The sequence below is a fragment of the Pseudomonas sp. GW821-FHT02B10 genome (assembly GCF_059421865.1).
Map to the genome: position 1 here is coordinate 577,015 of NZ_JBWKVU010000003.1, position 19,077 is coordinate 596,091.

Below are 19,077 nucleotides of genomic sequence, written 5' to 3' on the forward strand. Positions count from 1 at the left end.
AGGTCGAACCGCGCCGCGGAACCCGGCGCGGGTTGCAAATGAGGGTGTTCAGAAGTCGTAGCGGCCGGTCACGCCAAGGGTCCGCGGCGTGCCGAGCAAACCTTCGTAGCCGCCATTCCCCCCCGACCACAGCGTGGTGTAGTAGGTCTTGTCGAAGGCATTTTTCAGCCACAGCGACACGTCCCACTGCCCTTGCTCATAGTTGCCACGCAGGCCGGTGGAAAGGTTGACCACCGCGTATCTGGGGATCTGGCCGTAGTCGGAATCCTCGACGGTGCCGACGGCCTTGGAGCGGAAGGCGTAGCTGCCGGTGACGTAGGGTTCGAGGCCGTTGTCCAGGTTCCATTGGTATTCGCCGTTGGCGTTGCCGATCCATTTCGAGGCGCCGACCACCTGGTGGCCGCTGAGGTCGCAGGAGGCCGGGGCGCCCGGGCGCAGGCTGACTTCAGGCGGGCATGGCGCATCCTTGTAGGACAGGTAGCGCACGTCGTTGTAGGAGCCGTTGAGGTTGAGGGTCAGGCCACGGATGGGGATCAGCGTGCTTTCGACTTCCACGCCCCGTGAGCGCACCGAGCCGGCGTTGGTCAGGTACTGCACGCGGTTGTTGGCGTCGTAGGCGTTGGTCTGGTAGCCGTTGACCTGGGTCCAGAACAGGTTGGCGTTGAGTTGCAGGCGCTTGTCCCACAGGGTGCTCTTGAAGCCCAGCTCGGCATTGTTGGCGCGCTCGGTGCCGATCAGCAGCGAGTCGGCGCCAGCAGTGGGCGCCGAGCCGACCGCAAGGTTGACCCCGCCGGACTTCTCGCCGTGGGACAGGGTGGCATAGCCCAGCAGGTCGTCGGTGAAGCGGTAGCTGAGGTTGAGCAGGCCCGAGGGGCTGGTGCTGTACTGGTTGAGGTCGCCGGAGTCGTAGGCCCCGGCCCGTCCGCGCCGCGCGGTGGCCGCGGCACCGGTCACCGCGGCGCCCCCCACTGGCGCGTTGCGGGTCACCCAGGCGCTTTTCTCTTCATAGGTGCCGCGCAGGCCGGCGGTGAAATCCAGGCGCTCGGTGAGGTGCCAGGTGCCCTGGGCGAACAGCGCGAAGCTGTCGGTGCGGATATGCCCGTTGCCGATGCTGGTGACGTTGTTCAGGGCGCCGGTGGGCGTGCCGTTCCAGATGTCCGCCTTGGGGCCGTAATAGGCGAAGGACTTGTTGTCCAGGTCAGAGCCGAAGTAGTAGGCGCCGAGCACGTAATCGAAGAAGCCGCCGGTGGGCGAGGCCAGGCGGAACTCCTGGGACCACTGTTTATCCTCCACCGAGACCCCGGCGTTATAGCTGGCCGGCACGTTGAGCCCGTCGTCGTTGCGCGGGGTGAAATCCCACCAGCGGTAAGCGCTGACCGAAGTCAGGGTGAAGTCGCTGGGCAGGGTCCAGTTGGCCTCCAGGGAGGTGCCGCCCTGGAACACCGTGACGTGCTGATCGTTGTCCAGGTTGACCTTGCGGTGCGTGCCATCGACCAGGGTGGCGCCGGCCGCAGCGGCCCGCGACTGGTACTGGTTGACGCCATTGATGGTCGGCCCGGTGCTGTACAGCACCCGGGTGCCGGCACTGGAGTCCTCTTCGTTGTAGTCGCCGATCCAGCGCAGGTTGAAGTTCTCGTTGGGCTTGAACAGCAGCTGGCCACGGAAGCCCTGCCGCGAGCCGCCGTTGAGGTCATGGCCGTCGTGTTGGTTCTTGATATCGCCGTCGCTGCGGGTGCGATAGGCCGAGAAACGCCCGGCCAGCTCGTCGTTCAGCGGCCCGGAAATAGTGCCCTTGGTCTGGAAGTAGCCGTCCTCGCCCACCGAGGTCTCGATGCTGCGCTCAGGAGTGAAGCTCGGCGCGCGGGTGCTGATGTTGATCACCCCGGCGGTGGTGTTCTTGCCGAACAGCGTGCCCTGGGGACCGCGCAGCACTTCCAGCTGCTCGATGTCCATCAGGTCGAACACCGCCATGCCCGGCCGCCCCAGGTAGACGTTGTCGATGTACAACCCGACGCTGCCTTCCAGGCCGTCGCTGGCCGGGTTGTTGCCCAGGCCGCGGATCGACACGCTGGACTGGCGCGCATGCATGTAGGCGACGTTGACGCTCGGTACCAGCTGCTGCAGATCCTGGATGCGATAGACCCGCTGGCTCTCCAGGGCCTGGCCACCGATCACGCTCATCGGCGTCGGCACGTCCTGGGCGCTCTCCTCGCGGCGCCGCGCGGTCACGGTCACGGTTTCCAGCTGGCCGCTGGCGGCGGGCCGGGCGGCATCGGCCTTGGCCGGGGCCTCGGCGGGCGTTTCGCCTTGCGCGGCATAGCCGTGGGACCAGCCGGCGCTACCGGCCAGCAGCAGGGCCAGCGGCAAGCGCTTGAGCCGTCGGGGCGAAGTGGGGGAGACAAGGTTCAACGGGCTCATGGGCGGCTCCTGGGCAAAAAACAGACTGATCCGTATATTCTTTTAAGTTATTTATTTATGTTTTTAATAAGATTTACGGAATAAGAGATTGCCTTTATAAAGAGTCGACCTAATGCATAGCCAATGCATTTCCCCGATATTTTCAATGTGAAAAATGCATATCGATCTGCGCCAGCTCCGTCACTTCATCGCCCTCGCCGAACAGCGCAGCTTTGTCGCGGCCGCCTTGGCGGTGAACCTGTCGCAATCGGCCTTCAGCCGCAGCATCCAGGCCCTGGAGCACAGCGTCGGCTGTCAGCTGGTGGATCGCGGGCGCAAGGATCTGGCACCGACCAAACAGGGGCTGGTGCTGCTCGAACATGCGCGGCGGCTGGTCAGCGGCGCGCAGCAACTGGCCAACGAAATCAGCCAGTTCAACGGCCTGGAAGCCGGCGAGCTGCGCTTCGGTTGCGGGCCGGCGCCGGCGGCGGGTTTGATCCCGCGGGCCATCGGCAGCTTTATCGGGCGTTATCCCAAGGCCCGGGTGCAGTTCCAGGTGGATGACTGGCAAACCCTGAGCAAACGCCTGCTCAGCGAAGAGTTCGAATTTTTCGTCGCCGACACCCGGCAATTCGAAGCCAACCCGGATTACCTGACCCAGCGCCTGCGCCCGCGCAAATGGCATTTCTGCTGCCGCGCCGGGCACCCGCTGGCCGAGCAGGAAAGCGTCACCGCCGCCGAGCTGATGAGTTACCCGCTGGCCGCGACCATCCGCCCGCCGAACCTGCGCAAGGTCGTGGTCGATCTCAGCGGCCGGCCGGATTTCGTCCCGAATGTGGAATGCGAGAACAGCTACAGCCTGCTCGGCGTGGTGATGCGCTCGGACGCGATCGGCATCATCGGCGCCTACAGCGATGCGCTGCACAATGCCCGGGGCGAGCTGGTGTGCCTGAAGGTCGAAGGCCTGGCCGACGACCTGGAGGAGCTGTACACCCGCTACGGCATCGTCAGCCGCGCAGGCTATCGGCTGTCGCCGCTGGCCGAGGCGATGATCGAGGAGATCAAGCGCACCGACGCGCTGGATGAGGATCTGTGTTCGCTGGAAAATTTCGCGGTCTGAAACACCGCACCTGTAGCCGCTGCCGCAGGCTGCGATAAGGCCGCAGGCCTTCAGCGATATTGAAATCGCCACGCCCCTTCGGTGCGATCGCAGCCTTCGGCAGCGGCTACAGGGGTCGCCTTCGCCCATGCATATCACGCATGAAAAGCATGCGCCAAATGCGCTTGTCGGAACGCCCCGCGACAGCGAAAACCCTCACCTGTCTTTCGATCGGTGAAGCCCATGTCCAACCCCATCCAACCCGTGCGCAACGTGCTGTACATCATGTGCGACCAGCTGCGCCGCGATTACCTGTCGTGCTACGGCCACCCCCATCTGCACACGCCGAACATCGACCGCCTGGCCGCCGCCGGCGTGCGCTTCAGCCGCGCCTACACCCAGGGCACCATCTGCGGGCCGTCGCGGATGTCGGCCTACACCGGGCGTTATGTCAGCAGCCACCAGGTGGCGTGGAACGCCGTGCCGCTGCCCCTGGAAGAGCTGACCATCGGCGACTACCTGAGCCCCCACGGCATCCGCACCGCGCTGGTGGGCAAGACCCACGCCACGCCCAATCTCGATGCCTTGCAGCGCCTGGCGATCGACCCCGAGAGCCAGCAGGCCGAGGCCCTCAACGAGGTCGGTTTCGAACCCTATCTGCGCCACGACGGGATCTTCCCCGACAGCCCGCTGTTCGACGACAAACGCGAGTCGGCGCCCTACACCCAGTACCTGCGCGAACAGGGCTACCAGGGGCGCAACCCCTGGCACGACTGGGCCAACGCCGCCGCGGGTGAACAGGGTGAAATCCTCAGCGGCTGGAAAATGCGCAACGCCCACCTGCCGGCCCGTGTCCCCGAGCAGCATTCGGAGACCGTCTACACCACCGACCGCGCCCTCGACTTCATCCAAGAGCAGGGCGAGCAGCCCTGGTGCCTGCACCTATCCTATATCAAGCCGCACTGGCCCTATATCGCGCCGGCGCCCTACCACGCGCTGTACACGGCCGAGCAGGTGATCGCCCCGGTGCGCGCCGCCGCCGACGAGGCCAGCGACCACCCGGTGTATGCCGCCTTTCGTCAGCATCAGGAGAGCCAGAACTTCTCCCGCGACGAAGTGCGCCTGAACGTGGTGCCGACCTACATGGGCCTGATCAAGCAGGTGGACGATCAGCTCGGCCGCCTGTTCGATTTCCTGCAAAGCAGCGGGCGCTGGGACGACACCCTGATCGTGTTCACCAGCGACCACGGCGACTTTCTCGGCGATCACTGGCTGGGGGAAAAGGAGTTTTTACTGGAACCGGCCGTGGGCGTGCCACTGATCGTGCGCGACCCGCGGGCGGCGGCGGATATCAGCCGCGGCACGCTGGACGAGCGCCTGGTGGAAACCATCGATGCCCTGCCGACCTTTCTCGACGCCCTGGGGCTGCCCGGCGCCGAACACCGGCTGGAAGGCCGCTCGCTGATCCCGCTGTTGCACGGCACGGCGGGCGACTGGCGCCGCTATGCCATCAGCGAATACGACTACGCGTTCCAGGCCCCGGCCCGCGAACGCCTGGCCCAGCCCATCGACCGCTGCCGCATGACCATGGTGCGCAGCGAGCGCTGGAAATACCTGGCCTACGACGGCTTCCGCCCGCAGCTGTTCGACCTCTACAACGACCCCCAGGAACTGCGCGACCTCGGCGCCGACCCGGCCTATGCGGCGGTGCGCGAGGAACACCTGGGGTATCTGTTCGACTGGCTGCGCGGGCTGAAGCGGCGGACCACCATCAGCCACGAAGAGATCGACCTGCGCGGGCAACGCTTTCGCTATGGCGAGCCGGAGGCGGAGAAGGTGGTGCAGATCGGGGTGTGGTGAGGGCGCCGCTGCGCGGCTGATCGCGAGCAAGCTCGCTCCTACAGGGGCACGGCATTGCGCCTTTCTGTAGGAGCGAGCTTGCTCGCGAAAAGTGAGACGGCGGCTTCGCGGGCTCGATTGCCGGCGAAAAATTTCAAACCCACCGCGCACTCCTGTAGCCGCTGCCGCAGGCTGCGATAAGGCCGAAGGCCTTTGGCGATGTTGAAACCGCCGCGCCCCTTCGGGTCGATCGCAGCCTGCGGCAGCGGCTACAGAGAACCGTGACGACCTCCGTCACAGCCCCTTGATGGTCTGGCTACGCTGCCCATGCACACCCACCGGCACGTCGCCCTTGAGGGTCACGCGGCGGACCACGCGGTCCTGGGTACCGTAGTCGTCGACCGCGTAATGCTGGGTCGAACGGTTGTCCCAGATCGCCACGTCACCGGCGGTCCAGCGCCAGCGCACGGTGTTTTCCAAACGCGTGACATGGCTTTGCAACAGGTTGAACAGGTGCGCCGAATCGGCCTGGGTGTAGCCCTTGATGCGTTTGACGAAATGCCCGAGCACCAGGCTCTTCTCGCCGCTCACCGGGTGCACGCGCACCAGCGGGTGCTCGGTCTCGTAGACGGTGGAGGTGAACACCTTGCGGTAGCGCTCCAGCTTCTCCACCGACACGTCCGGCTTGGCCCCGGCGTAGTCGTATTCGTTGCTGTGCACCGCCCAGAGCTTGTCTGCCAGCTCGCGCAGCTCCACCGGCAGTTCGTTGTAGGCGGTGGCGGTGTTGGCCCAGACCGTATCGCCACCGGAGGCCGGCGCCACCACCGAACGCAGGATCGAGGCCTTCGGGTAGGCATCGACGAAGGTCACGTCGGTGTGCCAGGAGTTGGCGCGCTGGCCCTCGGCGCCGTCCAGTTCGAGCAGGTAACGGGTGCCGTCGCGCACCGGCACGGTGGGGTGCGCCACCGGCTCGCCGAGCAGGTGGGAGAAGGCTTCCTGGCTCTGGTCGTCGAGGTGGGTCTGGCCACGGAAGAAGATCACCTTGTAGTCCACCAGCGCCTGCTGGATGGCTTCGACCGTGGCGGCGTCCAGCTCGCCGGAGAGTTGCACGCCACGGATCTCGGCGCCGATACGGCCGGCCACCGGGTGGATCTCAAGCGCATGAACAGCGGGTTTAACGGCTAGTGCGGCATTGCTCATCGGGTAGACCCTCGTCTGACTGCTTACGGTTGAGCGGCAGCGAAACAACGCTCTATCTATATTCACTTTAGATCTAATAGATATTCACATGCTTCGTTGACGGAATAAGAGCTTGCATTTAAAACCTCATTCCTCACTCGTCGCAAATGCCTTCGGGCTATTTTTCGGATGCCGGGAAAGCATATGGATCTTCGCCAGTTGCGTTACTTCATCGCCCTCAACGAACACCGCAGTTTTGTCCGCGCGGCCGACGCCATGGGCATCACCCAGCCGGCCTTCAGCCGCAGTATCCAGGGCCTGGAGCAGGAGTTCGGCTGCGTGCTGGTGGACCGTGGCAACAAGGATTTGCGTCCCACCCCGGAAGGCCAGGTGGTGTTGCAGCACGCCCTGAGCCTGGTGCAGGGCGCGGCCTTGCTGAGCAGCGAAGTGACGCAGATGACCAAGCTCGACGCCGGCGAACTGCGCTTCGGTTGCGGCCCGGCGCCGGCGGTGAAACTGGTGCCCGACGCGGTGGCGCAATTCACCGGCATCCACCCCAAGGTGCGCATCTGCCTGGAGGTGGATAACTGGGAAAAACTCAGCCGCAGCCTGAGCCGCGAAGAGATCGAATTCTTTATCGCCGACATCCGCCATTTCGAAGCCGACCCGAACTTCCAGACCCAGCCCCTGACGCCCAAGCACGGGGTGTTTTTCTGCCGCCCGGGGCACCCGCTGCTGGCCAAGGAAAGTCTGTCGACCAACGACATGTTCGACTACCCGCTGGCCACCACGCTGATCCCGCCGGGAATCCGCAAGCTGCTGGCCAACCTCAGCGGGCGCATCGACTTTTCCCCGACCATCCAGACCGAGCATTTCCCGGCCCTGGTGAAGATCGTGCGCCAGTCCAATGCGATTGGCGTGGGCACCGAAGAAGCCTTCGTCGAGGACATCGAACAGGGTTCCCTGGCGCTGCTGCACTGGCGCAACCTGCCGCAGAACATCGAGAGCATGAATGCCCGCTGCGGCATCGTCAGCCGCACGGGATTTCGCCTGTCGCCGGCAGCCCGCAAGATGATCGAAGTGCTGGTGGCGGTGGATCGGCAGCAGGTCAGCATGGCGTCCTAGGACGCCATCGCGGGCAAGCCTCGCTCCTACAGAAGACGCAATCTGTAGCCGCTGCCGAGCCCGCGAGGCTGCGATCGCTCTGGGCGGCACTCCGCCGCAGGGGCCGCAAAACCATGCACCGCATACTTCCCGGTAAACCGCGTGGACAGGTTTGGCGAGGACTGCGTCCTCGATCGCAGCCTCGCGCTGCTCGGCAGCGGCTACAGATCAATGCCGCGTTACAACCCCGCCGCCGCCAACTGCGGCGCCACCCATTCGCTGACCTTGAACGGCTTGCGGATCAACCGCTGCTGCGCAGCCAGGTCCACCGCGTCCTGCAGTTTGCCGAGGAACACCGGGTCCAGGGTCGAGGGGAAGATTTCGCTGAAGCGCTGATCCTTGAGGTCCTGCTGCAACACCACCGGCGGGTAGCTGGCCAGCCCCGACACCAGTTCGATATAGGCGTCCTTGTTGCTGTCCTGGGTCAGCCACTGCACCGCCTGCTGCTGAGCCTTGAGCAGCTTCTCCACGACCTCGGGATGGGCGTCGACAAACGCGCCGCTGCCCACCAGCACCGCCTGCACGCTACCGGCGCCGCCCAGGTCCTTGGTGTTCAGCGGCACCTCGGCCAGGCCCTTGGCCTGCAAGGCGTTCAAGTTGGAACCGCCCCAGGTAGCATCGATCTGCTTCGCCGCCAGCGCCGCGACCGCCGCGCTGAAATCCAGGTTGATGATCTTCAGGTCCTTCTCGCTCAGACCCTGGCTGGCCAGCGCGGCATCCAGCGACAACTGCGTGGCCGTGCCGCGGAACACCGCGACCCGCTTGCCCTTGAGGTCCTGCAAGGTCTTGATCCCCGACCCCGGCACCACTCCCAGGTACTGCTTGACCCCACGGGCGGTGGCGCTCAGCAGGCGGGTGTCCAGGCCGTTGGACTTGCCGATGATTGCCGCCAGGTCCCCCAGGTAGGCCAGGTCCACCTGACCGTTGGCGAAGGCCTCGTTGATCACTGGGCCGGCGCCCTTGAAGTAGTTCCACTGGATGCTGATGCCCTGGTCGGCGAAGGCCTTTTCGAAGATCTGCTGCTGGCGCAGCACGTCCGTCACCCCGCCACCGCTGTGCTGGGTGCCGGCGCTGAGGTCCGGCACGGCGATGCGGATCTGCTTGAGCTCATCCGCCTGGGCCAGCAGCGGCAGGTATCCCAGGAGCCCCGCCAGGGCCGGCGCGGCGAACAGACTGAGGACGCGTTTGAAGGGAAGGTTCATAAGGTGTGGCTCCTGGCTGCGACGGGCATTGAGGAGCAGAAGGTAGGCTCAAGGCGATCAAAGCTTTAAATACTATAAATTCACATTTTAATAACCTGTTCGAATAAACCAGCCAGGACGCGGCTCTGCGCGGCATATGCATGGTCAGCATCGAAAATATTCTCCAAATGCATTGGATGCGGCGTGCCTGGAGGCCTTAAATGGCCTCTCTTATCTCCCAATAGCATCGATATAACTTTTTATATAACCAAACACGAACTGTAGGAGCGAGCTTGCTCGCGATAGGCCGCAGGCCGGTTTTGGCCCCGATGCCGCTATCGCGAGCAAGCTCGCTCCTACAGAAAGAAGACGGTTGAAATCAGCAAGAAACCCGACAACGGAGGTCATCCATGGCCCGTGTTTCCCTTCTCAGCTTGCCGTTGGCCGCGCCCGCCGATAAGCCGCTGTCCTGGCCGCGCATCCACCGGCGGCTGTTGCCCTGGCTGCTGCCCCTGGGCCTGTTCGCCCTGTGGTGGCTGGCCAGCCGCAATGCCTGGATGAGCGAGCAGATCCTGCCGGCACCGGCATTGGTCTGGAGCAGCGCGCTCGAGCTGGCCGGCGGCGAGCTGTGGAGCCATCTGGCAATCAGCCTGCAACGGCTGGCCTGGGGCCTGCTGGCGGGCATCGGCGCCGGTGCCGTGCTGGGCGCGGCGCTGGGTTCCAGCCGGCGCCTGGAACGCCTGGTGTTCCCCACCTTCGCCGCCCTGTCCCAGGTTCCGACCCTGGCCTGGATTCCGCTGTTCATGGTGTTTTTCGGCATCGGCGAACTGCTCAAGCTGGTGGTGCTGGTCAAGGCCATCGTGGTGCCGGTGACCCTGCATACCCTGGTCGGCGTGCGCGACGCCCAGCCCAGATTGCGCGAGGCCGCCGCCGTGCTGCGCCTGCCGCCGCACCTGCTGATCCGCCGGCTGGTGCTGCCCGCCGCCCTGCCCGCCTTCATGGCCGGCGTGCGCCTGGCCCTGGCCGCCGGCTGGACCTCGCTGCTGGCGGTGGAGCTGCTGGCCTCCAGCGAAGGCATCGGCTACCTGATGGTCTGGGCGCGCCAGCTGTTCATGCTGGATATCGTCTTCGTCTGCATCGTGGTGATCGGGGTGATGGGCGTGGCCATGGACCGCGGCATCGGCCTGCTGGACAAGGCCCTGGTGCACTGGCCGCACCCGGCCATCGCGCAGATCCGCCGCGGCCCGCGCTATCAGGGCTGGCAACGCCTGCAGCCGTGGCTGCTACCGCTGTTCCTGCTGGCGCTGTGGCAAGTGGCGAACCAGTTGGAATGGGTCGACGCCAATATCCTGGTGAGCCCGCTGACGGTGCTGCAAACCACCTGGAACGGCCTGCTCGACGGCAGCCTGTCGGGCGGCCTGGGCCTGAGCCTGCGGCGCACCCTTGGCGGCCTGTTGCTGGGGGGCGGCCTGGGGTTTGCCCTGGGCCTGCTGCTGGGCCTGTCGCCTCTGAGCGAACGTCTTCTGGGGCCGACCCTGGCGGCGCTGCGGCAGATCGCCATTTTCGCCTGGGTGCCGCTGCTCACCGCCTGGTTCGGCCTTGGGGAGCTGGCGAAATGGGTATTTGTCGCGCTGGCCGCGTTCTTCCCGCTGTTTATCGCCACCCAGCGCAGCGTCGCCAACCTGTCGCCGCAACTGACCGAGGCGGCGCAAGTGCTGCGCCTGAACCTCTGGCAACGCCTGCGCCGCCTGGTGCTGCCGGGCGCCGCGCCGGGGATCTTCGCCGGCCTGCGCCTGAGCCTGATCTACGCCTGGCTGGGGACCATCGGCGCGGAATATTTCATGCCGTCCAACGGCGGCATCGGCAGCCAGATGATCGGCGCCCAGCAGCTGCTGCGCATGGACCTGATCATGGCCGGCATGCTCCTGGTGGGGCTCACCGGCGCCCTGCTCAACCTTATTGGCCAACAGCTCGAAACCCGCGCCACACGCTGGAGACACGCATGAACGCACTCGTACCTTCTCCCATCGTCAGCTTCAGCCATGTGGGCAAGACCTTCGAGGTCGCCGGCGGCGAGCTGGAGGCGATCCGCGAATTCAACCTGGAGATCGCCGAGGGCGAATTCGTCGCCATCGTCGGCGCAAGCGGCTGCGGCAAATCCACCCTGCTGCGTCTGCTGATCGGCCTGGATACGCAGTTTCGCGGCGAGATCCGCGTCGACGGCAAGGCCGTCAGCGGCATCGGCGGCGAACGCGGCATCGTGTTCCAGGAACACCGCCTGTTCCCCTGGCTGACAGTCGCGGAAAACATCGGCCTGGGCCTGGTCAACGAAGCCCTGAGCGCCAGCGAACGGCAAACCCGCATCGCCGATTTCATCGAACTGGTGGGCCTCACCGATTTCACCCGCGCCTACCCGCACCAGCTGTCCGGCGGCATGGCGCAACGAGTAGCCATCGCTCGTGGCCTGGTGGCCAGCCCGCGCATCCTGCTGCTGGACGAACCCTTCGGCGCCCTCGACGCGCTGACCCGCCAGCAGATGCAGGACGAGCTGCTGGCGATCCGCGAGCGGGCCAGGATCACCACGGTGCTGGTCACCCATGACGTCGAGGAAGCGATCTTCCTCGCCGACCGCGTGGTGGTGATGGAACCACGCCCGGGCCGGATCAAGCGGGTGGTGGACATCGCCCTGCCCCATCCGCGCCAGCGCAGCAGTTTCGACTTCCACCAGCTGCGCGAAGAACTGCTCCACGAACTGACCCGTGACTATCACTACCAGGTGCCTTTGCCCGCCCAGATCCGTGACCTGCCACTGGCCTTTATTGCTTGCTGATAAGGAGTGAACAGATGCCGCAACGTCCCAACTTTTTGGTGATCCTGGCCGACGACCTGGGCTTTTCCGATCTCGGTGCCTTCGGCGGCGAAATCGCCACGCCGAACCTCGATGCCCTAGCCGAAGGCGGCCTGCGCCTGACCGACTTCCACACCGCGCCGACCTGCTCGCCGACCCGCTCCATGCTGCTCACCGGCACCGACCACCATATCGCCGGCATCGGCACCATGGCCGAGGCCCTGACCCCGGAACTGATCGGCAAGCCGGGCTACGAGGGCCACCTCAACGACCGCGTGGTGGCCCTGCCCGAGCTGCTGCGCGACGCCGGCTACCAGACCCTGATGAGCGGCAAATGGCACCTGGGCCTGACCGCCGAACTGGCGCCCCATGCCCGGGGTTTCGAGCGTTCGTTCTCGCTGCTGCCCGGCGCCGCCAACCACTACGGCTTCGAGCCGACCTACGACGAACACACCCCGGGCCTGCTCAAATCCACCCCGGCGCTGTACATCGAGGACGACCGCTTCATCGAGCAATTGCCCAAGGATTTCTATTCCTCCGACGCCTTCGGCGACAAGCTGCTGCAGTACCTCAAGGAGCGCGACCAGACCCGGCCGTTCTTCGCCTACCTGCCGTTTTCCGCGCCGCACTGGCCGTTGCAGGCGCCCGAGGAGGTGGTCGCCAAGTACCGTGGCCGCTATGACGCCGGCCCCGAGGTGCTGTGCCTGGAGCGTCTGGAAAAGCTCAAGCAACTGGGGCTGATCGAGGCCGATGTGGAGCCGCACCCGCTGCTGGGCCTGAGCGCCGAATGGGCGGCCTTGAGCGAACAGCAGCGGCAGGTTTCCGCGCGGGCCATGGAGGTCTACGCGGCGATGGTCGAACGCATGGACTGGAACATCGGCCGGGTGGTGGACTACCTGCGCCAGCAGGGCCAGCTGGACAACACCTTTATCCTGTTCATGTCCGACAACGGTGCCGAAGGCGCGCTGCTGGAAGCCTTCCCCAAGTTCGGCCCGCAGCTTTTGACCTACCTCAACCAGCACTACGACAACAGCCTGGACAACATCGGCCGCGCCAACTCCTACGTCTGGTACGGCCCGGCCTGGGCCCAGGTCGCCACCGCGCCGTCACGCCTGTTCAAAGCCTTCACCACCGAAGGCGGGATCCGCGTGCCGGCGCTGGTGCATTACCCGCAGTTGGCGCTCAAGGGGCGGATCAGCCATGGCTTCGGCACGGTGATGGACATCACCCCGACCATTCTCGACCTGGCCGGCGTGCGTCATCCCGGCAAACGCTGGCGCGGCAAGGAGGTGGCGCCATTGCGCGGCAAGTCGTGGCTCGGTTTCCTGTCCGGCGAGACCGCGCAGGTGCATGACGAACACACGGTCACCGGCTGGGAACTGTTCGGCCGCCGGGCGATTCGCCAGGGCCACTGGAAAGCGGTGTACATCCCCGGCCCGGTGGGCCCGGCGACCTGGCAGCTGTACGACCTGAGCCAGGACCCGGGGGAGATCCACGACCTGGCGCAGCGCGAGCCGGACAAGCTCGAGGCGCTGATCGGCCATTGGCAGCAGTATGTGGATGAAACCGGGGTGATCCTCAGCGCCTCGCCGTTCCAGCCGGATTGATCCTGTAGCCGCTGCCGAAGGCTGCGATGGTCCGGGCCACGCTGGTCGTAGGACCTCCTAGGGCCTTGAGATCGCCACGGCCGTTCCGGCCGATCGCAGCCTGCGGCAGCGGCTACAGGTGGGGGAAAACGCCGAAGGTTGCGCGTCTGCGGAATCGCCATCGCGAGCAAGCTCGCTCCTACAGGTTATCCATGTACTTGTAGGAGCGAGCTTGCTCGCGATTGGCCCTCAAATGCGATACATCACGCCCCGACACCCCGCACCGCCTGCGCCGCCACCTGTTCCTTGCGGATAAAGCGGTTGGCCCGGCCGAAGGTGCCGAAATCGTTGAAGCGCACGCCCATCTCGGCCATCACCTTGTGCGCCACCGGCGCGGTCAGCTGGCGGATGTAGAAGGGTTCCTTGACCACGAAATGGTGGATGCCGTGGGTGCTGCCGAAATTGCAGCAGAACACCTGCAACGGCCACAGCCACCAGGGGTTGAGCACCTGGGTCTGCTGGATCACGTTGCCCGCTTCGATGTCGCCGTAGTAGTGCATGTTCGAGCTGACAAAATGCAGGCAGAAGGTGCGCAGCACGTTGGGGCCGACGATCACCACCACGGCGATATCGAGCACCTGCATCACTGCCAGGGTGCTGGCCGACCAGTCGATCGGCGCACCCAGCAGCGCGGCGACGCCATTGGCGGCGTGGAAGCCTAAGAACACATACCAGGCCCCCCAGTGCAACAGCGCCAGCGGTGCGTACACCTTCAGGGTGCGCTTGAGGATGCTGCGCTTGTGCGCCCAGGTCCTGGCGCGCAGGGTGCGGATCAATGACGACATGACATTGTCGCCAACCATCAGCAGGCGGGCGATGCCCCAGGGCTCGCCGTTGGTAATGGCGCGCTCTTCCATGTCGGCCTCGGTGCCGGACACCTTGTGGTGGTTGAGGTGCAGATGGCGGCGGATCCACGGGTTGATGGTGCTCGGCCGCGCCAGCCAGACCAGCGCCAGCATCAGGTTGTGGGGGACGCGCTGCTTGCGGAAATACATGCTGTGGATCAGGTCGTGTTCCAGCTCGTGGGTCAAGGAGGCGAAAAACGCGTTGAGCAGCAGGCAGGCCCACCAGACCATGTACCCGCCGATATAGAGCGCCGCCGTGCCGATCATCCCGGCCAGGGCCAAGGCCAGGATGCCTGCGCCCAGCGCGTCCTGATGCTTGAGCAGCGGGTAGCGCTCGCGCAACTCGACGCCCCTGGCCAGCACTACCTCGCGAATACGCGCCGATCGTTGCTGTGCATTCAGCCGGTCGGGACTTGCAGAAGTACCGTACATGCTTCCATCCTCTGGTTATTGATGTTCGCATCCTGCCCTGCGCCCGCGCGCCGGGCGCTAGCCGCGGACGCCAACCTGTTGACCGGACGCGCCAACCGCCATGACCGAACCCACTTCCCTCGCCAGCTGGACCCGCGCCCTGCGCAAGCAGCTCGATGCCCTGGGCCTCGACAGCACCGCCTTGTGCCACCAGGCCGGCCTCGACCCACAGCTGATGGACGATCCCAACGCGCGTTACCCGCTGTCGGCCACCACCCGCCTGTGGCAACTGGCGGTGCAGGCCAGCGGCGACCCGGCCATTGGCTTGCGGGTCTCGCGCTTCGTCAGCCCGACCACCTTCCATGCCCTGGGTTATGCGCTGGTGGCCAGCGGCAGCCTGCGGGAAGTGTTCGAGCGCATCGTGCGTTATCACCAGGTGGTCAGCGATGCCCTGGAGCTGGAGCTGACCCGCACCGAGGACCGCTATCGCTTTCGCCTGAAGGTGCCCGAGGGCAATCCGGAGCCGGCGGTCGAGGCCATCGACGCCTTTGTCGCGATCTACGTGCGCACCTGCCGCAACCGCCTGGGCCGCGACTACGCGCCGCTGGCGGTGTACCTGCGGCGCCCCGAGCCGGCGGACTCCAGGCAATGGCACACGGTGTTTCGCGCGCCGGTGTTTTTCGGCGCCGACGAGGATCGCCTGGAGTTCGGCCTGCACGATTTCGACAGCCACCTGGACGACGCCAACCCGGAACTGGCCGAACACAACGAGGCGGTGCTCAAGCGTACCCTGATGCAACTGCAACCCTTGACCTGGGAGCGCAAGGTGCGCGGGGTGATTGAGGCCCAGCTGCCGGAGGGCGAACCTTCGGCCGAACGGGTGGCCCAGGCCCTGCACCTGAGCCTGCGCAGCCTGCAACGCCACCTGGCGGACGAGGGTTGTCGCTTCGACACCCTGCTCAACGAATGCCGGGAGAACCTGGCCCTGCTGCACCTGCGCGACCCGCAGTGCTCCCTGAGCGAGATCAGCTACCTGCTGGGGTTCGCCGACGCCAGCAGCTTCAGCCGCGCGTTCAAACGCTGGACCGGGATGACCCCGGGGCAGTTTCGCGATGGGTTGCGTTAGCCGTGGATTAGCGGTGGCAGGGCCGGCCTCATCGCGATCTGCAGGTCAAACTCCGGCCAATACCCGCAACCGCGCTTCGTCGAGGATCTCGATCTCGCCGTAACCCAGCTTGAGAATGCCTTGCCCCTGCAAGTCCTTGAGGATCTGGTTGGTGGTCTGGCGCGACAGCGACAGCAGCAGCGCCAGTTGCTCCTGCGGCAGGTGCAGGACCCGGCGCGGGGTGTCCGTTTCGCCGTAGCCGCGAGCGATCATCAACAGCCGGTTGGCCACCCGCGCCGGGGCCGGCATCAGGCTCAGCTGTTCGAGGTTGATAAAGGTCAGGCGCAGCTTGTGGCTCATCAGCAGCGCCAGCTGCCGCCAGTATTGCGGGTGTTCGTCCAGCAGTTCGAGCAACGCCGCCTGGGGCACATTGAGCAGGCTGCACGGGCCCACGGCATAGGCGTCATGGGTGCGCGGCTGGCCGTCGAACAGGCTGATCTCGCCGAACCAGTGCGGCGCCTCCACCAGGCTCAGCAGCGCCTCCTTGCCCTCCTCGCTGACCGCGCCGATGCGCACCGTGCCTTCCAGTACCGCGTACAGGCCGCAGGGCGGATCGCCGCGCTGGAACAGCCGTTGGCCCGGCGCCAGCGAGCGCAAACGGGCATTGGCCAGCAGACTATTCTGTAATTGAACGGGCAAGCGGCTGAACCACTGGCCACTCATCAGGCGCTCACGCCAGACCTGCATCTTCATCGATAGCGTTATCCAAACGGGCAGCGAGCCGATTGTCGCCTAGCCGACAGAACCGGCGACCGGCGCAGGGCATGATTCGATCACCCTACAGGAGGAACAACAATGAAAAGCCTCGTCGACCATCTCAGTCAATACGCCGCCTACCACCGTGATCCGCGCAACATCGCCAGCCACTTTATCGGCATTCCGCTGATTGTGCTGGCCGTCGCCGTCCTGCTGTCGCGCCCCGCCTGGCCGGTCGCCGGGCTGTGGCTGTCGCCGGCGCTGCTGCTGGCGCTGGCGTCCTGCGCGTTCTACCTGCGCCTGGAACTGCGCCTGGGCCTGCTGATGACGCTGCTGATGGGGCTGTCGGTGTGGGCCGGCCATGGGCTGGCGCAGCAAAGCACCCTGGTCTGGCTGACCAGCGGGGTGGGCATGTTCGTGATCGGCTGGGTGATCCAGTTCGTCGGCCATTACTACGAAGGGCGCAAGCCGGCCTTTGTCGATGACGTCTCGGGGCTGATCGTCGGGCCGTTGTTCGTGGTGGCGGAGCTGGCGTTTCTGCTGGGGCTGCGCCAGACGCTCAAGCATGAGGTCGAGGCGCGGGCGGGAGGGGTGCGGGTCAATCCGAAGCGTGCCGCTGTTTGAAATGGCTATCGCGAGCAAGCTCGCTCCTACAAGGGATGGGGTTGACCATAAGCTCATGGGTCATCCCCGGATCATTGTAGGAGCGAGCTTGCTCGCGATGCTTTCGGCTTTTAGATATTGGCGACCTTCTGCCAGACCTTGGGCTTGAAGAACAGCGTCTCGCCCTTGGCCAGCCCGACCAGGCTGTCATGGTCTTTCACCACTTCGGCCTCGATCAGTTCGCTCTGCCCTTCGACCTTCAAGGTCACTCGGGTGGTGGCGCCCAGCGGACGGATATCGCGCACTTCGGCGGCATGGTGGTCGGCCAGTTCGGAGCGCGACAGCGACACTTCGTGCGGGCGGAACAGCACATGGTGGTCCTCGCCCAGGTGCAGGCGGTTGGAGTCGCCGAGGAAGTGGTAGACGAAGTCGCTGGCCGGGTTTTCGTACACCTCGCCCGGCGAGCCGATCTGCTCGATCACGCCCTTGTTCATCACCACGATACGGTCCGCCACTTCCATGGCTTCTTCCTGGTCGTGGGTGACGAATACCGAGGTCAGGTTGATGTCTTCGTGCAGCCGCGCCAGCCAGCGCCGCAGCTCCTTGCGCACCTTGGCATCCAGGGCACCAAAGGGTTCGTCCAGCAGCAGCACTTTCGGCTCCACCGCCAGGGCGCGGGCCAGGGCGATCCGCTGGCGCTGGCCACCGGACAGCTGTTCCGGGTAGCGGTCGGCGAGCCAGTCCAGCTGCACCATATTCAACAGCTCATGGACCTTCTCGGCGATCTTGCTTTCGCTCGGGCGCTGGTTTTTCGGCTTCATGCGCAGGCCGAAGGCGACGTTGTCGAACACGCTCATATGGCGGAACAGCGCGTAGTGCTGGAACACGAAACCGACGTTGCGATCGCGCACGTCGTGGCCGGAGACGTCCTCGCCGTGGAACACGATGCTACCGGCGTCCGGGGTTTCCAGGCCGGCGATGATCCGCAGCAGGGTGGTCTTGCCGCAGCCGGACGGGCCCAGCAGCGCCACCAGCTCACCGCTCTGGATGTCCAGGTTGATGCTGTTCAGGGCCTTGAAGGCGTTGAAGTTCTTGCTGACGTTACGGACTTCGATCGACATGATTCATTCCTCCGCGGCGCTGGCGCGCAGGCGGTTGATACGGTTTTCGCTCCACTGCTTGAGCAGCAGGATGAAGAGCGCCAGGATCAGCAACAGGCTCGCGACGGCGAACGCGGCGACGTGGTTGTATTCGTTGTAGAGGATCTCGACGTGCAGCGGCAGGGTGTTGGTCACCCCGCGAATGTGCCCGGAAACCACCGACACCGCGCCGAACTCACCCATGGCCCGCGCGGTGCAGAGCACCACGCCGTAGATCAGGCCCCACTTGATGTTCGGCACGGTCACATGCCAGAACATCTGCCAGCCGTTGGCCCCCAGCAGCCGCGCGGCTTCCTCTTCCTGGGTGCCCTGCTCCTGCATCAGCGGGATCAGCTCACGGGCGACGAAGGGCACGGTGACGAAGATGGTCGCCAGGACGATGCCCGGCAGGGCGAACACGATCTGGATATCGTGATCCTGCAGCCACGGTCCGAACAGGCCCTGGGCGCCGAACATCAGCACATAGACCAGGCCGGCGATCACCGGCGAGACCGAGAACGGCAAATCGATCAGGGTCACCAGGATGCTCTTGCCGCGGAAGGTGTATTTGCTCACGCACCAGGCGGCGCTGACGCCGAACACCAGGTTCAGCGGCACCGAGATCAGCACGGCGATCACCGTCAGCTTCAGGGCCGACAGCGCGTCCGGCTCGAAGATCGCGGCGAAGAACGCGCCGAGGCCGAGCTTGAGCCCCTGGGACACCACGATAAACAGCGGCAGCAACAGGAACAGGGCGAAGATCAGCCAGCCGAGGCCGATCAGGATGCGCCGCGAGGTGGCGCTGCCACGACGGTCGGCGTTGGCCGAAGAGGCTGCGAAAATGGACGATTGGGACATGGTTCGC

The 19,077-nt window shown here is 65.4% G+C and carries 15 protein-coding genes; 8 read left to right on the forward strand and 7 right to left on the reverse strand.

Annotated features, from left to right (window positions below):
* Window positions 1-48: 48 nt before the first annotated feature.
* Window positions 49-2,418: a TonB-dependent receptor gene (locus AC07VU_RS10045; RefSeq protein WP_495029799.1), complete on the reverse strand. Its 2,370-nt coding sequence runs from the start codon at window positions 2,416-2,418 to the stop codon at window positions 49-51.
* A gap of 154 nt (window positions 2,419-2,572) precedes the next feature.
* On the opposite strand from AC07VU_RS10045, the gene AC07VU_RS10050 reads away from it, so the two are divergent.
* On the forward strand, window positions 2,573-3,517 hold the full coding sequence (locus AC07VU_RS10050) for a LysR family transcriptional regulator (RefSeq protein WP_009041643.1): 945 nt from the start codon (window positions 2,573-2,575) through the stop codon (window positions 3,515-3,517).
* A gap of 222 nt (window positions 3,518-3,739) precedes the next feature.
* Entirely contained in the window at window positions 3,740-5,356 is a 1,617-nt protein-coding gene (locus AC07VU_RS10055) for an alkaline phosphatase family protein (protein WP_495029800.1), read from the forward strand.
* 273 nt (window positions 5,357-5,629) lie between these two features.
* On the opposite strand, the gene AC07VU_RS10060 is transcribed toward AC07VU_RS10055, so the two are convergent.
* Entirely contained in the window at window positions 5,630-6,535 is a 906-nt protein-coding gene (locus tag AC07VU_RS10060; protein ID WP_495029801.1) for a TauD/TfdA dioxygenase family protein, read from the reverse strand.
* Between the two features lie 183 nt (window positions 6,536-6,718).
* Here AC07VU_RS10060 and AC07VU_RS10065 point away from each other — a divergent pair, with 183 nt between their 5' ends.
* Entirely contained in the window at window positions 6,719-7,639 is a 921-nt protein-coding gene (locus AC07VU_RS10065) for a LysR family transcriptional regulator (protein ID WP_495029802.1), read from the forward strand.
* A 218-nt stretch (window positions 7,640-7,857) separates the two neighbouring features.
* On the opposite strand, the gene AC07VU_RS10070 is transcribed toward AC07VU_RS10065, so the two are convergent.
* Window positions 7,858-8,880, reverse strand: coding sequence for an ABC transporter substrate-binding protein (locus AC07VU_RS10070; RefSeq protein WP_495029803.1), 1,023 nt, complete (start codon window positions 8,878-8,880; stop codon window positions 7,858-7,860).
* 389 nt (window positions 8,881-9,269) lie between these two features.
* Between AC07VU_RS10070 and AC07VU_RS10075 the strand changes: the two genes are divergently transcribed.
* Genes AC07VU_RS10075 through AC07VU_RS10085 form a run of 3 tightly spaced genes read left to right on the forward strand, consistent with a single transcriptional unit; the run spans window position 9,270 to window position 13,314 of the window.
* Complete coding sequence (locus AC07VU_RS10075; RefSeq protein WP_274305211.1) at window positions 9,270-10,865, forward strand: ABC transporter permease; 1,596 nt, start codon at window positions 9,270-9,272, stop codon at window positions 10,863-10,865.
* A complete protein-coding gene (locus AC07VU_RS10080) occupies window positions 10,862-11,689 on the forward strand; it encodes an ABC transporter ATP-binding protein (RefSeq protein WP_274305210.1) in 828 nt (275 codons plus the stop codon). The genes AC07VU_RS10075 and AC07VU_RS10080 overlap by 4 nt, the downstream gene beginning before the upstream one ends.
* A gap of 14 nt (window positions 11,690-11,703) precedes the next feature.
* On the forward strand, window positions 11,704-13,314 hold the full coding sequence (locus AC07VU_RS10085; RefSeq protein ID WP_495029804.1) for an arylsulfatase: 1,611 nt from the start codon (window positions 11,704-11,706) through the stop codon (window positions 13,312-13,314).
* Between the two features lie 242 nt (window positions 13,315-13,556).
* Here AC07VU_RS10085 and AC07VU_RS10090 read toward each other — a convergent pair whose 3' ends face one another.
* Entirely contained in the window at window positions 13,557-14,630 is a 1,074-nt protein-coding gene (locus AC07VU_RS10090) for a fatty acid desaturase (protein ID WP_495029805.1), read from the reverse strand.
* Between the two features lie 100 nt (window positions 14,631-14,730).
* Between AC07VU_RS10090 and AC07VU_RS10095 the strand changes: the two genes are divergently transcribed.
* Complete coding sequence (locus AC07VU_RS10095; RefSeq protein WP_053259217.1) at window positions 14,731-15,735, forward strand: AraC family transcriptional regulator; 1,005 nt, start codon at window positions 14,731-14,733, stop codon at window positions 15,733-15,735.
* 45 nt (window positions 15,736-15,780) lie between these two features.
* Here the strand turns inward: AC07VU_RS10095 and AC07VU_RS10100 are convergent, their stop codons facing one another.
* Window positions 15,781-16,467 carry a Crp/Fnr family transcriptional regulator gene (locus tag AC07VU_RS10100; protein WP_053259216.1) on the reverse strand — a complete coding sequence of 229 codons (687 nt, stop codon included), beginning with the start codon at window positions 16,465-16,467 and terminating at the stop codon, window positions 15,781-15,783.
* A 102-nt stretch (window positions 16,468-16,569) separates the two neighbouring features.
* Between AC07VU_RS10100 and AC07VU_RS10105 the strand changes: the two genes are divergently transcribed.
* The gene (locus tag AC07VU_RS10105; protein WP_495029806.1) at window positions 16,570-17,094 is read left to right on the forward strand and encodes an Mpo1 family 2-hydroxy fatty acid dioxygenase; all 525 of its coding nucleotides are present in this window, start codon (window positions 16,570-16,572) and stop codon (window positions 17,092-17,094) included.
* A 110-nt stretch (window positions 17,095-17,204) separates the two neighbouring features.
* On the opposite strand, the gene AC07VU_RS10110 is transcribed toward AC07VU_RS10105, so the two are convergent.
* On the reverse strand, window positions 17,205-18,194 hold the full coding sequence (locus tag AC07VU_RS10110; RefSeq protein ID WP_007921524.1) for a sulfate/molybdate ABC transporter ATP-binding protein: 990 nt from the start codon (window positions 18,192-18,194) through the stop codon (window positions 17,205-17,207).
* A 3-nt stretch (window positions 18,195-18,197) separates the two neighbouring features.
* Entirely contained in the window at window positions 18,198-19,070 is an 873-nt protein-coding gene (cysW, locus tag AC07VU_RS10115; protein WP_495029807.1) for a sulfate ABC transporter permease subunit CysW, read from the reverse strand.
* Window positions 19,071-19,077: the final 7 nt, after the last annotated feature.

Coding starts and splice junctions, on each gene's coding strand:
- AC07VU_RS10045 (WP_495029799.1), bottom strand. CDS start 2,418: ATGAGCCCGTTGAACCTTGTCTCCCCCACTTCGCCCCGACGGCTCAAG.
- AC07VU_RS10050 (WP_009041643.1), top strand. CDS start 2,573: ATGCATATCGATCTGCGCCAGCTCCGTCACTTCATCGCCCTCGCCGAA.
- AC07VU_RS10055 (WP_495029800.1), top strand. CDS start 3,740: ATGTCCAACCCCATCCAACCCGTGCGCAACGTGCTGTACATCATGTGC.
- AC07VU_RS10060 (WP_495029801.1), bottom strand. CDS start 6,535: ATGAGCAATGCCGCACTAGCCGTTAAACCCGCTGTTCATGCGCTTGAG.
- AC07VU_RS10065 (WP_495029802.1), top strand. CDS start 6,719: ATGGATCTTCGCCAGTTGCGTTACTTCATCGCCCTCAACGAACACCGC.
- AC07VU_RS10070 (WP_495029803.1), bottom strand. CDS start 8,880: ATGAACCTTCCCTTCAAACGCGTCCTCAGTCTGTTCGCCGCGCCGGCC.
- AC07VU_RS10075 (WP_274305211.1), top strand. CDS start 9,270: ATGGCCCGTGTTTCCCTTCTCAGCTTGCCGTTGGCCGCGCCCGCCGAT.
- AC07VU_RS10080 (WP_274305210.1), top strand. CDS start 10,862: ATGAACGCACTCGTACCTTCTCCCATCGTCAGCTTCAGCCATGTGGGC.
- AC07VU_RS10085 (WP_495029804.1), top strand. CDS start 11,704: ATGCCGCAACGTCCCAACTTTTTGGTGATCCTGGCCGACGACCTGGGC.
- AC07VU_RS10090 (WP_495029805.1), bottom strand. CDS start 14,630: ATGTACGGTACTTCTGCAAGTCCCGACCGGCTGAATGCACAGCAACGA.
- AC07VU_RS10095 (WP_053259217.1), top strand. CDS start 14,731: ATGACCGAACCCACTTCCCTCGCCAGCTGGACCCGCGCCCTGCGCAAG.
- AC07VU_RS10100 (WP_053259216.1), bottom strand. CDS start 16,467: ATGAAGATGCAGGTCTGGCGTGAGCGCCTGATGAGTGGCCAGTGGTTC.
- AC07VU_RS10105 (WP_495029806.1), top strand. CDS start 16,570: ATGAAAAGCCTCGTCGACCATCTCAGTCAATACGCCGCCTACCACCGT.
- AC07VU_RS10110 (WP_007921524.1), bottom strand. CDS start 18,194: ATGTCGATCGAAGTCCGTAACGTCAGCAAGAACTTCAACGCCTTCAAG.
- cysW (WP_495029807.1), bottom strand. CDS start 19,070: ATGTCCCAATCGTCCATTTTCGCAGCCTCTTCGGCCAACGCCGACCGT.